General features: G+C 70.3%; 18 protein-coding genes and 1 tRNA gene. 5 read left to right on the top strand and 14 right to left on the bottom strand.

Annotated elements, in window-relative coordinates:
- Nucleotides 1-63 precede the first annotated feature (63 nt).
- Nucleotides 64-603, bottom strand: coding sequence for a winged helix-turn-helix domain-containing protein (locus B9S57_RS30585; protein WP_103515313.1), 540 nt, complete (start codon nucleotides 601-603; stop codon nucleotides 64-66).
- A gap of 144 nt (nucleotides 604-747) precedes the next feature.
- Here B9S57_RS30585 and B9S57_RS30590 point away from each other — a divergent pair, with 144 nt between their 5' ends.
- The 3 genes from B9S57_RS30590 to B9S57_RS30600 all read left to right on the top strand — a co-directional run bounded on the left by B9S57_RS30590 (nucleotide 748) and on the right by B9S57_RS30600 (nucleotide 4,198).
- Complete coding sequence (locus B9S57_RS30590) at nucleotides 748-1,242, top strand: hypothetical protein (protein WP_103760415.1); 495 nt, start codon at nucleotides 748-750, stop codon at nucleotides 1,240-1,242.
- A gap of 37 nt (nucleotides 1,243-1,279) precedes the next feature.
- A complete protein-coding gene (locus tag B9S57_RS30595; RefSeq protein ID WP_103760416.1) occupies nucleotides 1,280-3,577 on the top strand; it encodes a hypothetical protein in 2,298 nt (765 codons plus the stop codon).
- Between the two features lie 63 nt (nucleotides 3,578-3,640).
- Nucleotides 3,641-4,198, top strand: coding sequence for a hypothetical protein (locus B9S57_RS30600; RefSeq protein WP_103760417.1), 558 nt, complete (start codon nucleotides 3,641-3,643; stop codon nucleotides 4,196-4,198).
- Here the strand turns inward: B9S57_RS30600 and B9S57_RS30605 are convergent.
- Entirely contained in the window at nucleotides 4,159-4,857 is a 699-nt protein-coding gene (locus tag B9S57_RS30605; RefSeq protein WP_103760418.1) for an MFS transporter, read from the bottom strand. The two genes, B9S57_RS30600 and B9S57_RS30605, sit on opposite strands and share 40 nt — an antisense overlap.
- Before the next feature lie 196 nt (nucleotides 4,858-5,053).
- On the opposite strand from B9S57_RS30605, the gene B9S57_RS30610 reads away from it, so the two are divergent.
- Nucleotides 5,054-5,128 (top strand) — tRNA-Cys (locus tag B9S57_RS30610).
- A gap of 59 nt (nucleotides 5,129-5,187) precedes the next feature.
- Here B9S57_RS30610 and B9S57_RS30615 read toward each other — a convergent pair.
- From B9S57_RS30615 to B9S57_RS30625, 3 genes are all read right to left on the bottom strand, one after another.
- A complete protein-coding gene (locus B9S57_RS30615; protein ID WP_258036703.1) occupies nucleotides 5,188-5,808 on the bottom strand; it encodes a hypothetical protein in 621 nt (206 codons plus the stop codon).
- Between the two features lie 375 nt (nucleotides 5,809-6,183).
- Nucleotides 6,184-6,435, bottom strand: coding sequence for a DUF397 domain-containing protein (locus B9S57_RS30620; protein WP_103760419.1), 252 nt, complete (start codon nucleotides 6,433-6,435; stop codon nucleotides 6,184-6,186).
- Nucleotides 6,432-7,247, bottom strand: a complete 816-nt coding sequence (locus tag B9S57_RS30625) for a helix-turn-helix transcriptional regulator (protein WP_258036704.1) — start codon at nucleotides 7,245-7,247, stop codon at nucleotides 6,432-6,434. Before B9S57_RS30625 ends, B9S57_RS30620 begins: the two co-directional genes overlap by 4 nt.
- Before the next feature lie 84 nt (nucleotides 7,248-7,331).
- Between B9S57_RS30625 and B9S57_RS30630 the strand changes: the two genes are divergently transcribed.
- Nucleotides 7,332-7,823: a hypothetical protein gene (locus tag B9S57_RS30630; RefSeq protein ID WP_258036705.1), complete on the top strand. Its 492-nt coding sequence runs from the start codon at nucleotides 7,332-7,334 to the stop codon at nucleotides 7,821-7,823.
- Here the strand turns inward: B9S57_RS30630 and B9S57_RS30635 are convergent.
- The 9 genes from B9S57_RS30635 to B9S57_RS30685 form a co-directional block, all read right to left on the bottom strand.
- On the bottom strand, nucleotides 7,740-8,738 hold the full coding sequence (locus B9S57_RS30635; protein WP_103760420.1) for a MarR family transcriptional regulator: 999 nt from the start codon (nucleotides 8,736-8,738) through the stop codon (nucleotides 7,740-7,742). The genes B9S57_RS30630 and B9S57_RS30635 overlap by 84 nt on opposite strands.
- 723 nt (nucleotides 8,739-9,461) lie before the next feature.
- The gene (locus B9S57_RS30645; RefSeq protein WP_103760422.1) at nucleotides 9,462-10,184 is read right to left on the bottom strand and encodes a hypothetical protein; all 723 of its coding nucleotides are present in this window, start codon (nucleotides 10,182-10,184) and stop codon (nucleotides 9,462-9,464) included.
- A gap of 342 nt (nucleotides 10,185-10,526) precedes the next feature.
- The gene (gene mycP / locus B9S57_RS30650; protein ID WP_103760423.1) at nucleotides 10,527-11,891 is read right to left on the bottom strand and encodes a type VII secretion-associated serine protease mycosin; all 1,365 of its coding nucleotides are present in this window, start codon (nucleotides 11,889-11,891) and stop codon (nucleotides 10,527-10,529) included.
- A gap of 26 nt (nucleotides 11,892-11,917) precedes the next feature.
- The gene (locus tag B9S57_RS34295) at nucleotides 11,918-13,333 is read right to left on the bottom strand and encodes a translation initiation factor IF-2 (RefSeq protein ID WP_146057830.1); all 1,416 of its coding nucleotides are present in this window, start codon (nucleotides 13,331-13,333) and stop codon (nucleotides 11,918-11,920) included.
- Between the two features lie 92 nt (nucleotides 13,334-13,425).
- Nucleotides 13,426-13,902 (bottom strand): hypothetical protein, encoded by a 477-nt coding sequence (locus B9S57_RS30665; RefSeq protein ID WP_258036707.1) that lies wholly within the window; start codon nucleotides 13,900-13,902, stop codon nucleotides 13,426-13,428.
- A 132-nt stretch (nucleotides 13,903-14,034) separates the two neighbouring features.
- The gene (locus B9S57_RS30670) at nucleotides 14,035-16,371 is read right to left on the bottom strand and encodes a xanthine dehydrogenase family protein molybdopterin-binding subunit (protein ID WP_103760426.1); all 2,337 of its coding nucleotides are present in this window, start codon (nucleotides 16,369-16,371) and stop codon (nucleotides 14,035-14,037) included.
- A 76-nt stretch (nucleotides 16,372-16,447) separates the two neighbouring features.
- Entirely contained in the window at nucleotides 16,448-17,986 is a 1,539-nt protein-coding gene (locus tag B9S57_RS30675; protein WP_103760427.1) for a (2Fe-2S)-binding protein, read from the bottom strand.
- Nucleotides 17,983-18,879, bottom strand: coding sequence for a xanthine dehydrogenase family protein subunit M (locus tag B9S57_RS30680; protein WP_181011541.1), 897 nt, complete (start codon nucleotides 18,877-18,879; stop codon nucleotides 17,983-17,985). The genes B9S57_RS30675 and B9S57_RS30680 overlap by 4 nt, the downstream gene beginning before the upstream one ends.
- A 249-nt stretch (nucleotides 18,880-19,128) precedes the next feature.
- Nucleotides 19,129-20,772, bottom strand: coding sequence for a beta-N-acetylhexosaminidase (locus B9S57_RS30685; protein ID WP_103760428.1), 1,644 nt, complete (start codon nucleotides 20,770-20,772; stop codon nucleotides 19,129-19,131).

The following is a 20,772-nucleotide window of genomic DNA, read 5'->3' on the forward strand; positions in this document are numbered from 1 at the left end:
GGCCCCGGACGCGCACGACCGGAGTCTGGCCGACCCGGCCCCAGGACCTCGCGCGTGGCGGCCTCAGCGACTGGCTGGCTTCGTCCTCGAAGACGATCCAGGCTCCGCGGGCCGCCGCTGTGCTTTTACCTCCGGCCACACCTCCTTCTTCCACAACTCCACTGCTTCGTCGTCCCGTTCGATCGCTCTGCGGGCCGGCTGCTGCCAGGACCAGCCGTGCCGCTTCAGCAGCCGCCATGTCCCCTCCACCGTGTAGCCGACGTGGAACAGCCGCCCGATCAACGTCTTCACCCGCGCCAGTGTCCAGCGCTGATCCGCCCAGCCGTGGGCGAGGGGGCCGCGCTCCAACTCGCGCTCAAGCCGAATGATTTGAGCTGAAGAAAGCCTCGGACGGCCTGGTGACCCCTTCGAGCGGACACCTTCCACACCTCGCTCCCGCCACTGCCGGCGCCAGCGCTCCACCGACCGCTCGCTCACCCTCAGCGCGGCCGCGATCTCCCTGTTCTTCCTGCCATCCTCGAAACGGCCGACCGCCTCCAGCCGGATCCGTTCCCTCGCCACCCTCTTGGCATCGGTCAAGCCGCCGCCCTGCGCGTATCTCACACCACACAGCTACCGACCCGGCTCAGCCGCCGTCAGGCGAACGACCCGACATCACCCAATCAAGTTCAGTAGCTTGGCCTGGAAGCCGAAGCGCCCACCGGGGTGCGACGGAGGCAGGGCAGGCAGACGGGGTAAGGGTTGTCCATGGCATGGGACGAGTGGGAACAGCTGAAGGCGGACGCCTCCGATCGGCGGTCGGCAGGAATGCAGTTGAACCAGCTCGACCCAGGAGGCGGGGGCTCTGCGGCCCTGCCCGGCCAAACGGGCGATCTCAGGGTGGGCCACAGCGATCTGGCAAAGATCGGCAGCCAGGCCCATGGCCTCTACAACGACCTCTGGGACAAGGCCCGGGTGGCCGTTCCCAGCAGCGACAAGGCCGCCGGCGACCTGAGCGGTCAGGGCTTCGCATTGGGCGGCGGCCTCAAGCATGTGTCGACCCGGTGGGACGAACAGCTGAAGTCACTCATGGACGCGTGCGCCCACATCTCCAACCACATGCAGGTCACCAAGAAGGTGGTCGCTGGTGACGAGGCCTACATCCACCGGGCGGTGAGCAGCATCGACGTCCTGGATGCCGGATTCGACGAGCGGGCGGGCGAGCCGGGCAAGAAGAACCCGGCGTACGAGCCCAAGAAGTAGCGGCGCGACCACAGACGTACAGGAGAATCAACGACTCATGGATCTCGACGCGCTGCGCTTCGCCAACTTCGCGACGCTCGACACCGCCGTCTCCGACTGGGAGCTGCTCGTACGGCACCTCGTGGAACTGGAGAGAGGGGCCGAGGACGGGCTGCACGAGGCCGCCAACACGGCCGACTGGACCGGCATGAACGCACAGGTCACCAAGGAGTTCGTCGGCAAGACCGCCGGCGAGTTCAAAGATGCCCACACGCAGGCCAACACCATTCACAAGATCCTCGCCGACACCCGGGACGAGCTGCGCCAGTACAAGAAGGATCTTGAAGCCGCCATCAGCCGGGGTCAGAAGAAGAATCTGACCGTCACCAGCACCGGCGGCGGTTTCACCGTCACCATGAACATCCACCCGGACCGGGCGGCCCGGGGCACCTCCGTGCCGGACCACAGCGAGAGCGATGTCACCGCGCTGCGCGACGAGGTGCAGGCGATCCTCAAGAACGCCTCGGAGAGTGACGAGTCGGCGAGCAAGGTGCTGACCGCGATAGCCGACCAGGCCAAGATGGGCTTCTCGGACGCCAACTACAGGGACCGCGACTCCGCGGCGGACGCGGTCCAGGCGGCGGAGGACCTCGCCAAGATCGCGGCGAAGAATCCCGAGGACCTCACGCCTGCCGAATTCGACAGGGTCAACAGCGGCCTGGAGAAGTACAAGGACGACCCGCTGTTCTCCGAGCGGTTCGCCACGCAGCTCGGCCCCAAGAAGACCCTCGAGTTCTGGCAGGGCATCAACGACCCCGCCATGAACCCGTCCCTGGGCCACGAACGGCTCGACAAGTTCGACGACCTCCAGCGCAATCTCGGGATGACGCTCGCCACCGCCACGCAGAGCGACTCCGCCGACATGACGAGCTGGAAGGGCAACATGATCAAGCTCGGTGACCAGCCCATCGGGCGGGACGGCGGCGGCCCCATGGGCTTCCAGGTCATGAGCAACCTGATGCGCACCGGCGACTACGACGACCAGTTCCTCAAGAGCTACGGCACCAAGCTCATGGAGACAGAACGCAAGCTCACCGGGAACGGCGAGCACGCCAACATGGCATGGCAGCACATGGGAATGGACCCGTGGCTCAACAGGATTGGCGACGACAGCGGCGACGACCCGCTGACCGGATACCTCAAGGGGCTGTCCAACAGCCCGGACGCAGCGACCGACTTCTTCAACGAGCAGTACGTCTCCAAGGACGACTCCCCCTTCGAGCGCGACACGGACGGAAACGAGAAGAACGGAAAGGTCCCGCTCTCCAACTTCCAGTACCTGTTCGAAGAGCGCGACTGGCCGCAGGAGAGCAACCTCAAGGGCGACGACGACAACACCGGACGCAACAATCTCGCCCTTGCCCTGGAGGCCGCAACGACCGGTCACCCGGCGGGCGAATTGCCGACCGCGGACACTCCGGCCCACAACGACCAACAGGCCAAGCTCTTCGAGTCCATCGTGTCATCCGTCGCGGACGACAACGGACGCCTCACGGACCACAGTTACATGTCCGACAGCATCGGGCAGATCACCTCGGAGTACCTGCCGGACATCAACCGGGCCATGACCGACGACCAGGACGAGGACACGAACAAGCTGTTCCCCGTCGCCGGCAGCTCGGCCACGCTCAACCACCGTGACGTCAACGCCCTGTTGATGACCGTCGGGCAGAATCCTGAGGGTTATGCGGCCGTGGAGGTGGCCAACAAGTCGTACATGGCGAACCTCATGGACTACCACATGAATCCGGACCTACCGGCCGACCAGCGTTACTCGAACGACACCCAGTTCGCCGTCGAGCAGATCGCCCACGGTTCGGGCGAGGTGTCCGGCACGCTCGCCATCGGCCGCCAGGAGGCGGTCGCCGGGCCCGCCGAGCAATCCGACAAGGAGTTCGACCAGTCCGTAGGACAGTGGAAGAACGCCATCTCCGGAGGCATCGGCACGGGCATCGGCGTCGGTACGTCGTTCATCGCCAGCCCTATCGGCGGTGCAGTGGCCGGCGGCGTGGCATCGACGGCAAGCAGCATGGTCCTCGAAGCCCTCTTCCAGGACGCCGAGGGGCATGCCAAGGACGACGCGGGCTCCGTCATAGGTGAGCTGTGGGAGAGCGGAAGCGAGCAGAACGCGGAATACACCGAGACCGCCGCGGAGAACGCGGCGAAGGCACACCACCGTGACGACCTGATGGACGACAGCATCGATGAGAAGGCGCGCGTCGCCACCCAGGAGGGGTTCCGCGCTGCGGGTGTCAACACCGCTCACATGTCTCCACACTTGAAGACGGACATCTGATCGACTGTCCGGGGACGGCGCCCGCCGTGTCGCCCCCGTCCGAACACCGAAAGGCTGCTCACGTTGTCTGTCCGTGTAGCTCTCCGTCGTCACCGGTTCATCGGCACGGCAGTCTCCCTGTCGGCCGCCGTCGTCCTCGCGTCCAGCCTGTCGGCATGCTCCGGCGACGACCCGCCCAAGAAGGCGTACACCGTGCCCACGTCGCTGTGCGGGACCTCCGTGGACCCCGCACTGGTGAAGGCCGCACTGCCCGGCGGGAATTCCCTCTCATCGGCACCGTCGAAGCCTAACGGTGGGACGACTCGCTGCGACGTGTCGGTGGACGGCAAGGCAGCCCTGCGCCTCACCCAGGCATGGTGGGGAGAGGGGGATACCGGCGCGGCGGTCGCACAGGGGTACGCCTACACGGACGGCGGGACGACGTCGGACGACTTGCGGTTCGTCTACGCCGGAAAAGCCGGCGTGGGCAAGGTCGCTTCCTGCACGTCGCCGGAACACCCGGAGCAGGAACTCTTCGCGGTGATCCAGGTCCTCGGCTCCGGCATCGACGACCAGACAGCCATGAAGAGCCTGATCACGGACTACACCAAGGCCGTCGGGCAGTCGGCGGCCTGCGAGTGACCTCGCCGCGCGGTGAGAGCCAGGAGAGCCGCGCCGTCCTCCGCAGCGCCGTGGGCCGCGCCCACCCCGCCGCCGCCGAGCGCGGCGAAGGCCGCACCGCCCGCAGCGAGCAGCAGCGCGTTGGACAGGCCGTCCGAGATCTGGAGGGCGGCCGAATTGGCCCCCGCGTCCTGCGGCGAGGACAGCTTCAGGAGCAGAACGCTCGTCGAGGCGATCACGATGCCCATGCCGAAGCAGCCGACGATCAGGAGCCCGCCGCCGACGCCCTGGACGGCCCGGCCCAGGATGAACATCCACATGCCCCCGGCCGTGCCGGAGAGCAGCAGCCCGGCCCCGAAGGCGCCGATCCCCGTGGCGAGCGGGGCGAGCGGACCCCGCCGGTCGGCCCACTGCCCGGAGAGCACCATGGCGAAGAGGCTGGTGGTGAAGTACGCGGAGAAGGCGAACGCGTAGAGCGGGATGCCGTGCAGCTCCTTGGCCGCGACCGGCATCGCCGTGCCGACGGCGGTCGCCTCGAAGGCGATGAGCAGGACGACCGAGACGATCCCGATGCTGAGCGCCCGGTAGGTCCGCCCGAGGACCCCTTCCGCCGGTTCTGCGACGGTGGTCTCGACGAGGGCGGCAGCGACCTCGGCGTCAGGGGGTTCCAGGGCAGTCATGAGCCTCAGAGTAAGGGCCGCAACCCTGGGTGACCCCTGTCGGTGGGCGGTATCCGGCTGGTCCCTTGGTCGCACGACCGCCACTTCACCGGACCGCGAACGTGAACGCGGTATGGCAGTCGTGTTGCGGCCCTCCCGGAGCCCTTGGCCCGGTCCGGCCGGGCCCGTACGGTCGACAGCAGATCAAGAATCGCACGGCCGTGTGCCCGAGAGGCTCAGGGGCTCGACTGCAACTCGAGTTACACCGGTTCGAATCCGGTCACGGCCTCCAGCAAAAGACAACGGCCGCCTCCATGGCGTGGGGGCGGCCGCTTCTGCGTACGTCAGCGGCTACGCAGGGTCCAGCGAGGGCTGTGCTTCCAGTCCTCCGTCGTCCGCACAGCCCAGTTCCTTCGCCATGGCCAGAGCGAAGGAGTGGGCCACGGTCGCGTACGCGTCCACCAACGCTTCGACGTCCCCCTCGGGTTCTGCGGGTACGGCCCCGAAACTGACGTGGAGGTCGACGTGCGCCGGCGCGACACCGGGCAGTTCCGCACTTCGACAGGCGAAGGTGACGAACGCGCGATCCGGCGCTGTGCCAGCCAGCTCCCCCATCTCCAACTCGGTGTACCTCGAACCTGGGCCCCCCTCCGGAGCGCTGCCGGACAAGCGCCAGGTGATCTCCAGCGGGACGACGTCGGGCACGCCGACGGGGGTGAAGATCCGGCAGACGTCCCCGTGCCCTGTGAAGGAGGACGTGAACTGGTCGCTCAGGTCCTGCGCAGCATCGGCGACCGTGGACGTCCGTCCCGACGCCTCGAACCGCGAGGAACCGGCGATCAACTCCAGCGCCTTACCCGCCCGGGCGGACACCGCGGCACCTCCGCACAGCCGCTCGGGAGGCACGGACTGCTCCCAGGCCTCTTGCGCGCGGCTCTTCTCGTCCTCGCCGCAGCCGACTGCACCAGCCACCAGCGAAGCGACCGCTGCCAAGCCGACAATCGCCCTACGCACGGGAGCACCTCAGGACCTGCGCGTGCTCTCCTTCATCGGATCCGCATGCAACACACCCGGCTCCCAGGGGCACCGCCGGCCCAGCAACTGTCAGCCGTCGCTTCACCACATGCCTACTTTCCTCGCTCATCGTCCATGTGGCCGGAGGCAGTACGGAGGGAATGACGGGAGGCGTCGCACACTCCATCTCCTCCGTCACTGACTGAGCGAAAGCCCTCAACAACTCCCACCGGAGTTCAGCTCCGAGGTTCACACCCGACACCTCGAACTGGAAAGGCACACCGGACGACTAACCGCACTCGCTCCGGGCACCGCGCACGGCCGCGGGTGCGGTCAGCCCGTGACCGTACCTGCCAGGAAGGCGGTCCAGGCGCCGGAAGCGACGGTGAAGGTGGGGCCGTCGGTGACCTTGGAGTCGCGGACGTGGACGGTGTGGGGGCAGGTGGCGACCTCGACGCAGGCCTCGCCCTCGTTGCCGCTGTAGCTGGACGTGAACCAGTCGTAGGCGACTTCGAGGCACTCGCCACCCTCGTTGCCGCTGTAGCTGGACTTGAACCAGGCCAGTCCGGGGGCTTCGTGGCTCACAGTTGCCTCACCTTCGTCTCGATGATCTCCGCAGACTTCCAGGGGTTCAGCGCCTGCGCCCGCAGGATGCCGAAGAGGTCGAACATGTCACCGACCTGCTCCGGCTTCGCGATCAATCTATCTCCGCCGTGCGCCTCCACATACAGAAGACTGCGGCCTTCCGCAGTGGACATCAACTTCATCGACCCCATCAACCCCGCATGCGTGTGCTGAGCCGACGGCATCACCTGCACCGTCAGGTGGTTGAACCGCTCCACGCAGTCGAGGACGTGTCGCAGTTGCTCCTTCAGCACCTCGGGCCCGCCGAGCGTCCGGTCCAGGACCGACTCCTCGATGACGTACCCGATGCGCGGCGGCGGGGTGCGCGACAGCACCGTCTGCCGCTCCAGCCTCGCTCCGACGTGCCGGGCGATCTCGTCCTCCGTGTACGCCGGTACGCGCGACCGGTACAGCGCGTGCACGTACGCCTCCGTCTGGAGCAGGCCCGGGATCAGCATCGTCTCGTACGCACTGATCACCCGCGCGCTCCGCTCCAGCTTCGCCCAGTCCAGGAACTTCGGCGGGTACTTCTCCTCGTCCACCAGCTCGCAGCACGCCTTCAGGGCCCCGCCCGCGCCGAACACCCGGTCCGCTTCGATCAGCAGGTCGCGCGAGGGGATGCGCTCCACCCGCTCCACCGCGCCCATCAGCGACTCCGAGACCAGCAGCTGCTCCGCCGCCTCCCTCTGTGTGAGACTCGCCCGCACCCGGTGGATGCGGATCAGCTCCCCCACCAAACGCCGCCCGCGCGTCGTCTCGCCACTCGTCCCCACGGCCGTCACCACCCTCCCCACATCGCATGGATGTGGATCGCGTCCTCCTGGTCACGCTACGCAGTCACCGCGATGCTCATAGCCATGACGAGCAAGAAGCTCCCCGAATGGGTACCCGCATCGGGGCTGCAACTCCATCTCATCGGCGTTCACTTCGACGCCATCCGACTGCGCGGCGTCCGAGGGGAGGCGGTGCTGCACCACCTGGCCGCCCTCACCGACAGCGATCCGGGGCCCGTGGTGCGGGAGGTCGCGGGGGCGCGGTGGACGTACTTCCTGCTGGAACCCGGCGCCGCCCAGGACTTCGACTGGCCGCCCGGCGCGAAGTGCTTCGGCCCGGCGGCCCGCGACCAGTACGTGGGGATTCCGGCCGCCCACGGCAACACGTATCCGCTGAGCTGGCGGTGCGGGCCGCCGCAGGATGGGGGCTTCGTGGACGCGGAGCTGCTGTACGGGCTGGTGGTGGCCCAACTCGGCCCGGCGGGTGCCTGCTCAGGGCGTGCGCATCAGGTTGCGGAGGCCGGCGACGAGGGCCGGGACGTCGCGTTCGACCTCGGACGGGGCTGGGGCCCCTGACGGTTCCGCCGGCTGGTACGTGGTCGCGCAGGGGCGGCACAGGCCGTCCGGGAGCGCGTCGGCCGGGCCGGGGCGACCGCAGTCGGTGCACTCGACCAGAACGCTGCGGAGAGGGAGGCCCTGAGCCGGGACGGGCTCTGCGGGCAGGTGGGGCGGCATCTTGTCGGTGAGGCGGCGGCGTACCAAGCCGATGGGTGAGCGGATGGGCTCGGGAAGCCCGGCGGCGAGTGCCGAGGTCAGGTAGTCGGCGCTGACACCGCGCTCGAACCATGCGGCGGCGAGCGGTTCCAGCGCGGCGCAGTCGGCGGCGGAGAGTGCCAGGCGGGGTTCGCTGCGGCCGAGTTCGGCGAGGGTGAGGTAGGCGGGGGACGGCGCCGCGGCACCCTTCGGGGCACCTGCGCTCGGCTCACCCTGCGGCTCTGTGGGTGCGCTCACTGCGGGTCGCTCCGCTGTGCGCTGCCGGGGTACGACCGCCGGTTCGGCGGAGGGTGCGGGTGCCTGCTCGGCGTTGGCGGCCTCGCCTGCGAGCTTGGCGGTCCACCACTCGTTGTCGTGGGCGGTGCGTGACCAGTAGGTGAGCGTCACCCATCGGCACTGGCCTGCCCCTTCGACCCGGCAGCGGACACGGCGCAGGTGCCCGGCCACGGCGAGCGCGCGGAGGGCGGTGCCGATGGCCATCTGGCCGTACAGGGGCAGGTCCTTGGCCAGCGACTTGATGTCCATGGCGGCGCCGTCGGGCAGGTGGTCGACATACGCGCCGACGTAGCGTTCACGCTCAGGGAGGAGGTCGAAGGCGCTTGCAACGGAGGGGCCCTGAGCGGGGATCGTCTGCTTGCCGTAGCCGGTGTGGGCCTTGCGGTACGGACGCGAGGCTGCGGGGGCGGGCGGGACGGAGCTAGGGTGCTGGATAGCCACGAGATCGTCTTTCTATGGGTGCGATCTTGAGGTCAGACCCCGGCCGGTGCGCCAAACACCGCGTCGGGGTCGTCTCGTTGTGGGCACCGTAAGCAGCAGCGACTCTCCGCCGCAACTCGATCACGATTAGTCATACTTGCTGGCCGTGACGGGGTGGAAGGGAGGGGAGGTTTCCCCAAAAGCCCTTACCTACCCCCGGATGAACAACACCGCTCGAATCCCGGAGCCCGACGCTCGGCCCTCGGAACCCGAAGCTCAAGCGTCGGCCCATAGGCGTCCCCCGATTCCCCGAACGAGTGACGGAGCCGTACCCGGCGCTCGGGGCCCGAGACTCGGGGCCCGAGCGCCGGGGTCACCGTCCCACCCACCTCACGGGGCTCACTCCCGCCGAGCTTCTCCTTCGGCGTGAGATCGGGCGTCTCGGGCAGCCCCGCGTTGTTCTCGCAGCCCAGCTCCTTCACCACGGAGAGGGCCCCGGTGCGAAGGATCTCCAGATTGGCGTCCCGAGTCTCGGGCGTGTCCGGGGCGGCGCTCTCCCCCACCGAGAGGCTCCCGTAGATGCGCCTTGCCGGCGGAGAGGGCCGGCTCTTCGCCGGTGTCGCCGTGACCGCTCCCTGAGCTGGCGTTACGGGACACCGGAGGCGGGCGAGCTCGTGGACACGGAGCTGCTCTGCGGGCCGGTGACGGCCCAGCTGTCCACGGACGACGGGTGAGACGAACCCGTCAACTGCCGATCCGGGCGCGGAACGCCTCCATGGTCATGGTCTTGTCCGCACTCGGGAGCGTGACGGTCATCTCCTTGCCGAAGTCCACGTACGTGGTGCTGCTGGTCCGGCCGTCGCGCGTCGACTTCAGCTTCAGCAGATACGCCGGGTCCTTGGCGCTGACGTAATACGTGTCCGTGGCCGATGCCGAAGCGGACACCTTGACGGCACGGGCCGGGCTGCCGTTCACCGTGGCGTCGCCGGACGGGTCGTAGCGTCCCGTGGGGGACAGAGCGAAGAACGAGTCGCAGCCCTCCCCCGACTTCGTGGTGACGTACACGTCGTCCAGCTCGGTGGGAACGGTGATCTCCTGGCCCTGCTGCTTCAGGTTCGCCGCCAACAGGTTGGAGCTGATGTAGGTCACGCCGTCCTGGCAGTACATGTTGCCGCCGATGGTGCCGCTGATCCGTATGTGGAGACCCTGCTGCGGGTTCCACGTCATGTTCTGGAGGGCTCCGTCGTACGCGGTCGAGGTCCCGATCGCGCTGAAGGTCGTGGTGCGCATCGTCTCGTTCACGGCCTCGATGCGCTCGGCGGCCGAACCGTCCACCGCTTCATCGGCGACGGACGAAGCCGGCGAGGACGGCGACGTGGCGGCGTCCTCACCGGAGTTGTCGCTGCAGGCGACCGCGCCGGCCAGGAGCAGGGCGGCCAGGGCTGCTGTACGCAGGGGGTGAGACATGAAGGGTCCTTCTGTTGGGGAACGGTGACTCGGGGGCATGAGTAGGCGCCGGCTGTCGCGTCGAGGAAGTCCTGGAACGTGGCTTGATGGATCTCCATGTTCGTGAGCCCTCGGATGCCACTGTCGCGCAGGGCTCCGTCGTACCAAGTGTTGTCTTGCGTGGCAAAGTGCACGTCACCGTCGGAACAGTGCAGAGCAACCTCGTCGTACCCGGCAAAGCCCTTGCCACCCGGATGCGTTGATCAAGTGCCAGGACCGCAGCGCGTCGTACGCCATCTGGCGCCCGCCCGCGTAGCTCTGGTGGGCCTCTCCAGCCGCTGTCGCGCCCGTCCCCTCGCACATTCAGGCGGTGGGCCCCGGAGGGCCCCCGTACGGCGCGTTGGCTCCAGGACCACCGGGCGGGGGGCCGTACTGCGGGTACGGAGGCTGGGACTGCTGCTGGTGCGGGTACGAGGGCTGGTACGGCTGCGGGGCAGCCAGGGTTGCGCTTCGGCGGCGCGAGCGGACGACCAGAACGGTGACCGCGACTCCGATGAGGGCTGCCGCGCCGACGCCCAGGCCGATCCAGAGGCCGGTGTTGCCGGTGTCGTCGGTGGCCGGTGCTGCGGCGGCCGGCTCATCGCCCTTTTCGGAACCGCCCGTGGCCTTGGACGGCTCGGCGGAGGGCTCCGGGGATTCAGCAGCCGCGAGATCCGGGAGCGGGTACTCGTCGGCGGGGCCCGGGTCGCCGGGGGTCTTCAGGGCGATCCGGGGGCGGACGATGCCGTAGCCGATGTCATCCGCACGCTCCTCACCCGTCGTCGGCCCACCGGCCGTGTTCAGCAGGACCCGGAGGACCTGGTTGTTGGTCCAGTCCGGATGCTTGGACCAGATGAGGGCGGCGGAGGCGGAAGCGAGGGCTGTGGCGTCACTGGTGCCGTGCGAAGTGCAGAGGCCGGTCTCGCTCTTGCAGGCGTGGATCATCTCCTCGCCCGGCGCGGAGAGGTCTACCTGGGGGCCGTACTGGGATTCCTCTGTCCTCTGCAGGTTCTTGCCGATGGCCGCCACGCCCACGGCCCCGGGAGTCGCTCCCGGGTACTTGACACTATTGGCACTTTTGGCATCGTTACCTACTGCAGCGAAGACCAACGAGCCTTCCTCAAGTGCGTACTTGACGGATTCGGTCAACTGCTGTGAACCCTCGCTCGTCCCCAGCGAGATGTTGATGACCTTGGCGCCTTTGTCGGCGGCATACCGGATGGCCCCAGGCACCGTCGCGTTGAACTGTTCAATATCTTCCGCAAGGTTGGGGGCCTTGTCGGGGACCCGGACAGGAAGAATCTTCACACCGGGCGCCAGCCCGGACGCTCCGTCTCCGCCACGACTGTCGCCTGTTCCTGCGATCAGGGCAGCCATCCCCGTACCGTGACCGTCGTAGTCGGAGTGCTCATCGCCGGGCTCCCCTGGGGCGAAGTCCTTCCCGTCGAGCACCTGCCCTTGCAGGTCAGGGTTGGACGTATCGACCCCTGTGTCGATCACCGCGACGGTGACGCCGTTCCCTGTGCTGCTGCGCCACATCTCCTCGGCCTTCATCGCTGTCAGATGCCATTGATTCGAACGGACCGACTCCGCGTGGACAGTCCCTGCCGAGGCAGCTACCAGAAGTGTTCCAAGCATCGCCGAAGCAACGGCCCTTGCCCGGGCCCTGTGCACACTGCTGGCAAGCATTCGCGTTCCTATCCGGAGTCGTTCCATCAGTCGATGACGGGCGGCGCTGCGCGACGCCCGCCCTGCTTCCACGTCTCTTCATCTTCGATCAAGTAGTCAGGACGCTCGCCGCCCTCATCGCGGCGGGCGTCTCCAGGCCGACGGCTTGACGGTGCCCGCAATCCACCTGTCGCCTGTCCGGCAACACGCCCGTTGTCGTTGCCCCGGACAAGGCCGGTGCCACCAGGCGTGAAGGGACGTTCGCCTGAACGCCCCGCCTGCCGGGGCCGCCCACCGACGACGCCGCTGCTCCCTCCAGCCGGTGGCCGCGCACCCATGGCCCCGCTCCGAGCGGCGCCACCGGCACCCATCCCGCCATGCCCCATGGGGCTTCGTCCCTGCGTCCCCTCACCGCCGACAACCGTGCCGCCGGGAAGCCCTCGGCCGGTGGGCTGGGCTACCGGTCGACCACCAGTGATGCCGGCATCACGAGGCGTGCGGCTTGCCGGGCCCGAACCGGACACGCCCTGGCCGGGCAGCGACGGCGGGCGCACACCCGGCCCTGCGCTCCTCGCGCTGCCGAACGGACCTGGAACCGACCGTGAGCCGCCGCCGAAAGCGGGGGGCACGGTGAGTCCAGAAGGCGGACCGCTGTCCGGCCTACCCGTCACCGGCGGCCCCGGCTGTGACACCGACGGCGTGGGCGATGACTGTGGCAGAGTCGCTGTGCTGTTGACCTCCATGCTGACCGGGGTTTCCAGGTGGGGCGGCACGCGGACCGCTGATGATTCAGGAGCGCCTTGGCTTCCTGAGCCCGTTGCCTGCGAGGACTCGGAGTGCCTGGTCACCTCGCGAATCGCGCCCTCTCCCTCTACGGCTCCCCTGCCGCCAGCTGGCCCACCGTAGGTCTCGGAGCCACCGTAGCCAACTGCTCGCTCCGGCACGATCGCCCCCGGCGGCGGCGGGAACGCAGGCTTCTCCAGGCCGTCCATCTGCGAGGCCGACAACGCGTACGACTGCGCCAGCTTCCGCATCTGCGCCGCCGCCTCCTGGCGGTTGGCCTCCTTGGCGGCGAGCAGCGTCTCCAGGGACTTCTGCGCGACCGCCGGGGCGTCCGGGTCGTTCCGCGCGGCCTTCGCCGCGTCCAGGTTCGCCTGTGCGCTCGCATCGGTGCGCGGGATGGAGACCTGGGCCGAGGCGAGCGAGTCGGATGCCTGCGCCAGCCACTTCGACGCGCCTTCGCTGTAGTCGCCGAGGCGCAGCGTCGCGTTGGCCAGGTCCGCGCTCCAGGTGCGGAAGGCTGTGGCGCCCTCACCCTTCCACTCGACCGCCTGCGGACGGACCTTCAGCTCCTCCGCGATCTTGCGGATCTCCTCGGCGGCGCTGACCAGCCGGTCCGACGCGCCCTGGATCGCCCCGCTGTTGGCCATGTCCAGCCAGGCCAGCATGGTCTCGTGGGTCATGCTGTCGAACGGTGTGCCCTGTCCTGCTTCCTTGTGATCCATACCGGCCCCCGCCTATCCCCGCGTCACACCATCAGTGATCATCGTCGTCATCAGATCTCCCCGGTGGTCGGCTCGGGCTCGGGCGTCTTCGGAGCCGGGGCCCCGCCCCCCTGCCGCGTCGGGTCGTACTCGCCGCCGTACTGCTCCTTCGCCTCGTCCGAGATCGCGAGCATGCGGCGCCGGATGTCGGCATCCAGGTTCTCGTAGCCGTTGTGCGCGGCCAGGACCGCGATACTCATGCCCTCTATGGAGGCCGAGAGGCTCTTCGACAGCTTCTCCAGCTCGGTGATCACCGTCTGGTACGACGTGAACAGGCTTGCCGCTTCGGCCCAGTGGTTGTCACCGCCGCCGAACTGGGTGCGCTTCACCAGGTCCTGACCGAGCTGGGTCGCGTCGGCCGGTGATTCCTTCAGGGCGACCAGGATCTCGTCGACCCGGTTGCGGAACGCGGTGAACGACGTCAGCTCCGTGGCGAGTTCCACGGCCGCTGCCGCTGTGGTCACCCCCATGAACGGCACAGCCCCCATTGCGGCTCCGCCCCCGTCACTCGGCAGCACGACACCCTCCCCCTGTTCGGCCGGCCACGACTTCAGGGATCACTGTAGTCACTACCAGTGACACTGTGTCGACCCGGTCGCGGGTGCCTCGCGGATCAGGCTTCAGGACTTGGGTGTGGCCGCCACCGCCGCCTGGGGACGGATCGGGAGGCGGTTGACCGGGCGGCCCGTCGCGGCGCGGACCGCCGACGCCACCGCCGCGGGCGACGTCACCACCGGGGCCGCAGAGGCCGCCTTGGCGCCGAAGGGGGCGACCACGTCGCGCTCCTCGATCAGCTTCACGATGCGGATGTCCGGTGCGTCCAGGGACGTCGGAAGCGCGTACCCGGTGAGGTCGGGGTGCCGGATCAGGCCCCGGGCCGTGCGCAGGTTCTCCGTGAGGGCCGCGCCGATGCCCTGGGTGACGCCCGCCTCGATGCGGGTCGCCAGCTGGGACGGGTTGAGGACCCGGCCGACGTCCTGGGCGACGGCCATCTCGACCACGCGGACCGAGCCTAGCTCGATGTCGACGTCGACCACCGCGCGGACCGCGCAGAAGGCCAGGCCCACGAACGCGTCGCCCTGGCCCGACTCGTCGAGGGGCTCCGTGGGGTGCGGGCGGCACTGGGCGGTGGCCCAGAGCTCCTTGCCCTCCATCGCCTCCGTCACCGTCGTGGACAGCACACCGTCGTACGAGGTGATCTTGCCGTCGGCGATCTGGAGGAGCTCCGTGGACATCCCGAACTTGTGCGCCAGGGGCTGGAGGAGCTGCGTGCGGACCATCTTGGCGGCGCGTTCGACGGCGCCGCCCGAGACCCAGGTGTGCCGGCCGTGCGTCGCCGGGCCCGCGGGCGGCTGGTCGGTGTCCACCGCCGCCACATGGACCTCTTCGACGCCCAGGGTCTCCTGGACGATCTGGCGGGCGAGCGTGGTGAAACCCTGGCCGGTCTCGACGGCCGCACAGATGACGGTGGCGACGCCGTCGTGGACCCGGACCGTGGCCGTGGAGACCTCGTCGGTACCTTCGGCGCCGAGCATGTGGACCATGCCGAGGGCGTAGCCGACGCCTCTGCGTACGGCCCCGGGCTCGCCGGCGCCCTCCGGGCCGCCGGGGAGCAGCCAGTCGTCCTCCGGGGAGTCCTTGGGGAGCGCGGGGAGCGGGAAGTCGCGCAGCTCGCCGAGGAGTTCGGCCACGGGTGCGGGGCAGGTAACGGTCTGGCTGGTGGGGAGGATGTCGCCGGTGGAGAGGGCGTTGCGCAGCCGGAGTTCGACCGGGTCGATGCCCAGCTTCGCCGCCAGCTTGTCCATCTGGCCCTCGTACGCGGCGCAGACCTGCATCGCTCCCTCGCCCCGGACGTGCCCGGAGGGCGGGTTGTTCGTGCGGACCGCCCAGCCCTCGATGAAGGCGTGCGGGACGACGTAGGGGCCGCAGGCGAAGGCCACGGCGGCGGCCAGGGACTCGGAGGAGGAGTCGGCGTAGGCCCCGGCGTCGAGGAGGATCTGGGCCTCGACCTTGACCAGCCTGCCCTCGGCGTCCGCGTGGTGGCGGTAGCGCAGCAGGGTGGGGTGGCGGTGGGCGTGGCCGAGGAAGGACTCCTCGCGGGTGGCGGCCAGTTTGACGGGGCAGCCGGTGCGCAGGGCGAGCAGGCCGAGCGGGATCTGGAAACCGGGGTCCTCGCGGTCGCCGGTCGCGCCGGGGACGCCGGTCACGACGACCTTGACCCTCTCGGGGTCCAGGCCGAAGCAGGCGGCGGCCAGGTCGCGGTCGGTGTGCGGGTCGGTGGAGGCCGTGTAGAGCTCGACGCCTCCGTCGGGGCGGGGCACGGCGAGGCCGGCCTCCGCGCCGATGGGGGCGGGGTCCTGGCGGCCGATGCGGTACAGGCCCTCGACGATGACCTCGCCCACGGTGTCCGGGTCGCCGTAGCGCAGCGGGATGTGCCGGATGAGGTTGCCGTCGGGGTGCAGGGGTTCGGCGGCGAAGGCCTTCTCGGGGTCGGTGACCGGTTCGAGGACCTCGTACTCGACGGCGATCGCCGCGGCGGCCAGCCGGGCGGTGTCGGGGTGGTCGGCGGCGACGGCGGCGAGGGCCTCGCCGTGGTGGCGCACGAGTTCGGAGGCGAACACGGGACGGTCGACGACCCGGCGGCCGTAGGCCCCGTCCCCGGGGATGTCCTCGTGCGTGACGACGGCGCGTACACCGGGCATGCCGGCGGCGGCGCTCGTGTCGATCGACAGGACGCGCGCGTGCGGGTGCGGGGAACGCAGCACCGCGGCCCACAGCAGTCCTTCGGCCCACAGGTCGGCCGCGTAGGGGAAGGTGCCCTCGGTCTTGGCGCGGGCGTCTGCGGGCGGCAGCGAGGTGCCGAGTCCGAGCGCGGGCAGCTCCTGGTCCGGCTCGGGCCCTTCGGGCGGTGGCGTGGTGCGTGTGGTGCTGGTCGCGGTGGCTGCGTCGCTGGTCACGCCGCCTCCTTGTCGTTCGCTCCGCTGCGGCGGCTGGTGGTGGGGGTGACCGGTGGTGCGGGGGACGGCGCGGTGTTCACCGGACGTCTCCCTCGTGCGCCTGGACGCTGCCCGCGCCCGGGGCGGCCTGGTGCGGGATGCGCGGTTCGGCGTCGTCCTGGGCGGTGGCCTCGGCCTCGGCCTCGGCGGTCGCCTCCCTGCCCGCGACGACGTCCCGTACGGCGTCGAGCACACCCCGGTAGCCGGAGCACCGGCAGAGGTTGCCGCACAGGGCCTGTCGGGTCTCGAGCTCGCTGGGGGCGTGGTTGCCCTCCAGGAGGTCGTGCACGGTCATGGCCATCCCGGGGATGCAGAAGCCGCACTGGACGGCTCCGCAGTCGGCCAGGGCGCGCTGGACGTCGGACGGTTCGCCGTCCACCGCGAGCCCCTCGACGGTACGGACCTCGCTGCCCGCCGTGGTGGCGGCGGGGACCAGGCAGGACGCCACGAGGCGACCGTCGACCTGGACGTTGCAGGCGCCGCACTCGCCCTGGGAGCAGCCGTCCTTGGCACCGGCGAGGCCGAGGCGCTCGCGGAGCACGTACAGGAGCGATTCGCCGATCCAGGCGTCGGCCACCGGGCGGTCCACGCCGTTCACGTGGAGGGCGTACGACGCGGAGGGGTGTTCGCTGGGGCCGTCCTGGGGAGCGGGGGCGGCGCGCTCCTCCGCGGGGGCGGGGACCGGCCCGGCCTCGGCCTCGGGCGCCTCGACACCGGATGCCAGAGCGTCGGACACGTCCGCACCGGGTGCCGGAGCGTCGGTGGCCAGGGTCTCGGGAGCGGCCTCGGGAGCGGCGTCCTCCTCGGCCGCCGCAGGGGCATCAGCGCCCTCTTGGAGCTCGCCGGACTCGCCGGAGACGTCAGCGGCGGCTTCGGGGGCCTCCGGGGCCTCCTCGGGCTCCTGGGGGCGTGCCGGGGGCTCCTCAGCGACGGGCCCGGGTGCCGGTGCCGGCTCCTGGGGCTCCTGCGTCGCCCAGGGGGCGGGCGCTCCGCCCGGCAGCGTGGCCGGAGGGCTGTCCGCGTACCACGGGGAGGCCATCGGCGAGGCCGCGAACTCGCCGGACTCGTCCGGGAGGTCGCCGTCCGCCACCGGGATCGTCCACTGGCCGGTGTGGCCGGCGGGCTCGTGGGCCGGTTCGGTCTCGGGCTCGGCGGGGACCGACTCGGTGAAGTTCCACTGGGCCGTCGTGGAGGACGTCTGCGCGTACTGCGCCGTGTCCGGGTACGGCTGCTGGTACGGGTCCTGCTGTTCGTTCGGGTCGGGCCAGTGCACCGCGTCGGGTGCCGCCCCCTGACCGGCTGCCCGCTCCTGCTGGCTCTGTGTCTGCACGACCCAGCTGCCCGTCGCCGCGGGGTCGAGCCCGGCGGCCGGGGTCAGCGGAAGGATCATGGGCGGCACGTAGCTGTGGCCGGGTGCGGCCAGCGGGTCGTTGCCGAGGTCGGCCAGGTCCTCCGGGGGCAGGTGGACGAAGGCCGTCGCCTCGGCGTCGTACTCACCGCCCTGGGGGGTCGGCTGCCAGCCGGCGTACGGGTCGGGCTGCCCGTGCCGCTGCTCGGGGTTCTCCTCATTGCTCACGACAGTGCCCTCCCCAGCGCGCGTCGGGCGAGCGCGGCGACCGTGCGCCGCAGGTGCAGAACGGCGGGCGACAGCGGAGGTGCCTCTCCGCCGTCGTCCGGTGGTGGCTGGTCCGGGATGCAGGCCGCCGCGACGTACTCGCCGAACGCGGCCAGCGCGTCGGGGGCCAGTCCCCGCTCGCCGTCCCAGTCGATCAGGGAGGCGATCCAGCGTTCGGCCTCCAGGGGCCGCAGCGGCATCGGGGCGATCGCGCCGACCGCGCAGCGCACACCGCGCCGGGCCGGGTCCAGGACGATCGCGACGGAGGCGGTGGCGCGGCCGGGACCGGTGCGGCCGGTCGCCTTGAGGAAGACCTGGGGGGCGTGCAGCAGCGGCACACGGACGAAGCCGATCAGCTCGGCGGGCTCGAGCATCTCCCGGCCCGCCAGCAGGTGCGAGACGGGGATCTCCCGGCGGGACCCCCCGGCGCCCGCGATGACCAGCTCGGCCTCCAGCGCCGCCAGGACGGGCAGGGCGTCGCCGGTCGGGGCGGCGGTGGCGATGTTGCCGCCGAGCGTCCCGGCGTTACGGATCTGGGGCGGGCCCGCGGCGCGCGCGGAGGCGGCCAGCGCGGGGATGAGCGCGGCGAAGTCGGGCCGCCCCATGCGGGCATGGGTCAGGCCGGCTCCGAGCAGGGCGTGGCCGTCCTGGTAGTGCCAGCCGCGCAGCTCGCTGATCCGGCCGAGGCCGACCAGTCCGGAGGGGCGCAGCAGCCCCTTGTTGACGGCCGCCATGAGGTCGGTGCCGCCTGCCACAGGAACGGCGGCGGGCATGGCGCCTAGAGCCGCCACGGCCTCGTCGAGCGAGGCCGGGAGCGTCACCGACTGCATCGCCTGCGGTGCGTGCGTGGTCAACCCAGCTGCCCCTTCCCGGTGTCCCGGCAGTCCCGCCTGTCCGCCGTACGGTACGTGCTCACGGCCGGGACGTGGCAACTCTGGCACATCTTCCGGGCTGTCCGGCGCGAGGGTCCACGAAGGGTGTTTCCGTCCCCGACCAGGGGAAAAGTCGCCTTTGGCAGTCCTTCTGCCCGTCGCACTAAATGCCACTCTTCAGCGAGTTCGTACGACTTATTCGGTTCTCCTGGTCGTCGCGGACGGCCGCGGTCACACGGCCGGGGGAGGTCCCTCGATCGGGCGACCCAGGACGCCGGGCCGGCGTTGCCACGGCTGCGGGCCCGTGGGCGGCCGGTAGGCGACGCCGAGGGCGTCGAGCCGGGCGTAGTGGGTGTTCATCCTGCGGTCGAAGTCGGCGAAGTCCCGTTCCCCGGAGGCAGGGAGGCGTGACCAGGCGACCTCGGCGAAGGCGGCGAGCCGGGGGAACACCTGGTAGTCGACGCGGTCCTGGTCCCGCATGACCTCGGTCCAGACGTTGGCCTGGGTTCCCAGGACGTGCCCGGCGGCCTCCTCGGAGAGGCCGGGGGCCAGGGGCTCGAAGCGGTAGACGTCCTCCAGGGTGCGGACGTAGCCGATGGGCATCGGCTCGTCGGGGCCGCCGTCCTGACGGTAGTCCAGGTACACCTGCTGCAGGGGGCACATCACGACGTCGTGCCCGGCCTCGGCGGCGGCGATCCCGCCCGCGTATCCCCGCCAGGACGTCACGGCCGCACCCTCGGCGAGGCCGCCCTCCAGGATCTCGTCCCAGCCGATCAGGCGGCGGCCCCGGTCCCTGAGCCACCGGTCGAAGTGCCGGATGAACCAGGACTGGAGTTCGTCCTCGTCCTTCAGACCGAGAGCGGTCATGCGCGCCTGTGCCGTCTCTGACTGCTTCCACTGGTCCTTGGGGCACTCGTCGCCCCCGACGTGGATGAAGGGCGAGGTCTCGGCGGGGAACAGTTCGAGGACTTCCTCGAAGACCCCTTCGAAGAAGCGCAGGGTGGTGTCGGTGGGGGCGAGTACGTTCGGATTGACTCCCCAGGTGTCCCACACGGAAAGCGCGGAGGTGTCGATGACGTCGGTGTTGCCCAGCTCCGGATACGCGCTGATGGCTGCCTGCGAGTGGCCCGGGATGTCGATCTCGGGGACCACCCGGATGTGCCGCTCGGCGGCGTACGCGACGATCTCGCGGATGTCGTCCTGCGTGTAGAAGCCGCCGTGCGGTGTCTCGTCCCAGAGTTCGGAGGCACGGTGGCCGTATTTCGTGCGTGCGCGCCAGGCGCCGGCCTCCGTGAGCCGGGGATGGCGCTTGATCTCGATGCGCCATCCCTGGTCGTCGGTGAGGTGGAAGTGGAAGACGTTCAGTTTGTGGGCGGCCAGCAGGTCGAGCATGCGCAGGACGCCGTCCTTGGGCATGAAGTGCCGTGCCACGTCGAGCATCAGACCGCGCCAGCCGAAGCGGGGACCGTCCTCGATCTCCGTGAACGGGATGCCGGTGCGCACGCCGGTGGAGACGGGCGCGCGGCGGAAGGCGTCGGGGCCGAGGAGCTGACGCAGCGTCTGCGCCCCCCAGAACACCCCGGCCGCGTCCCCGCCGGTGATCCGCAGGCCCCGGGCCGACGAGACGCCCAGCCGGTAGCCCTCGGGCTCCAGGCCGGGGTCGATGCGCAGCTCGACGGTGTTCGCGGCCTCCCCCTCGGAGCCCACGGCCGGCGGGGCGAGGGGCAGGCCGAACGCCGCCCCGAGGGTGGTGCGGAGCCAGCGTTCCGTGCCGTCGGTGCCGGGTCCCGCCGTGAGGGTCGTGGCCGCGTCGAGGAGGAATTCGCCGCGGTCCTCGCCACCGGTGTGCACCGGTGCCGGAATCAGGTGGTGCAT

The organism is Streptomyces sp. SM10, assembly GCF_002910915.1.
In the GTDB taxonomy this organism is placed as follows: domain Bacteria; phylum Actinomycetota; class Actinomycetes; order Streptomycetales; family Streptomycetaceae; genus Streptomyces.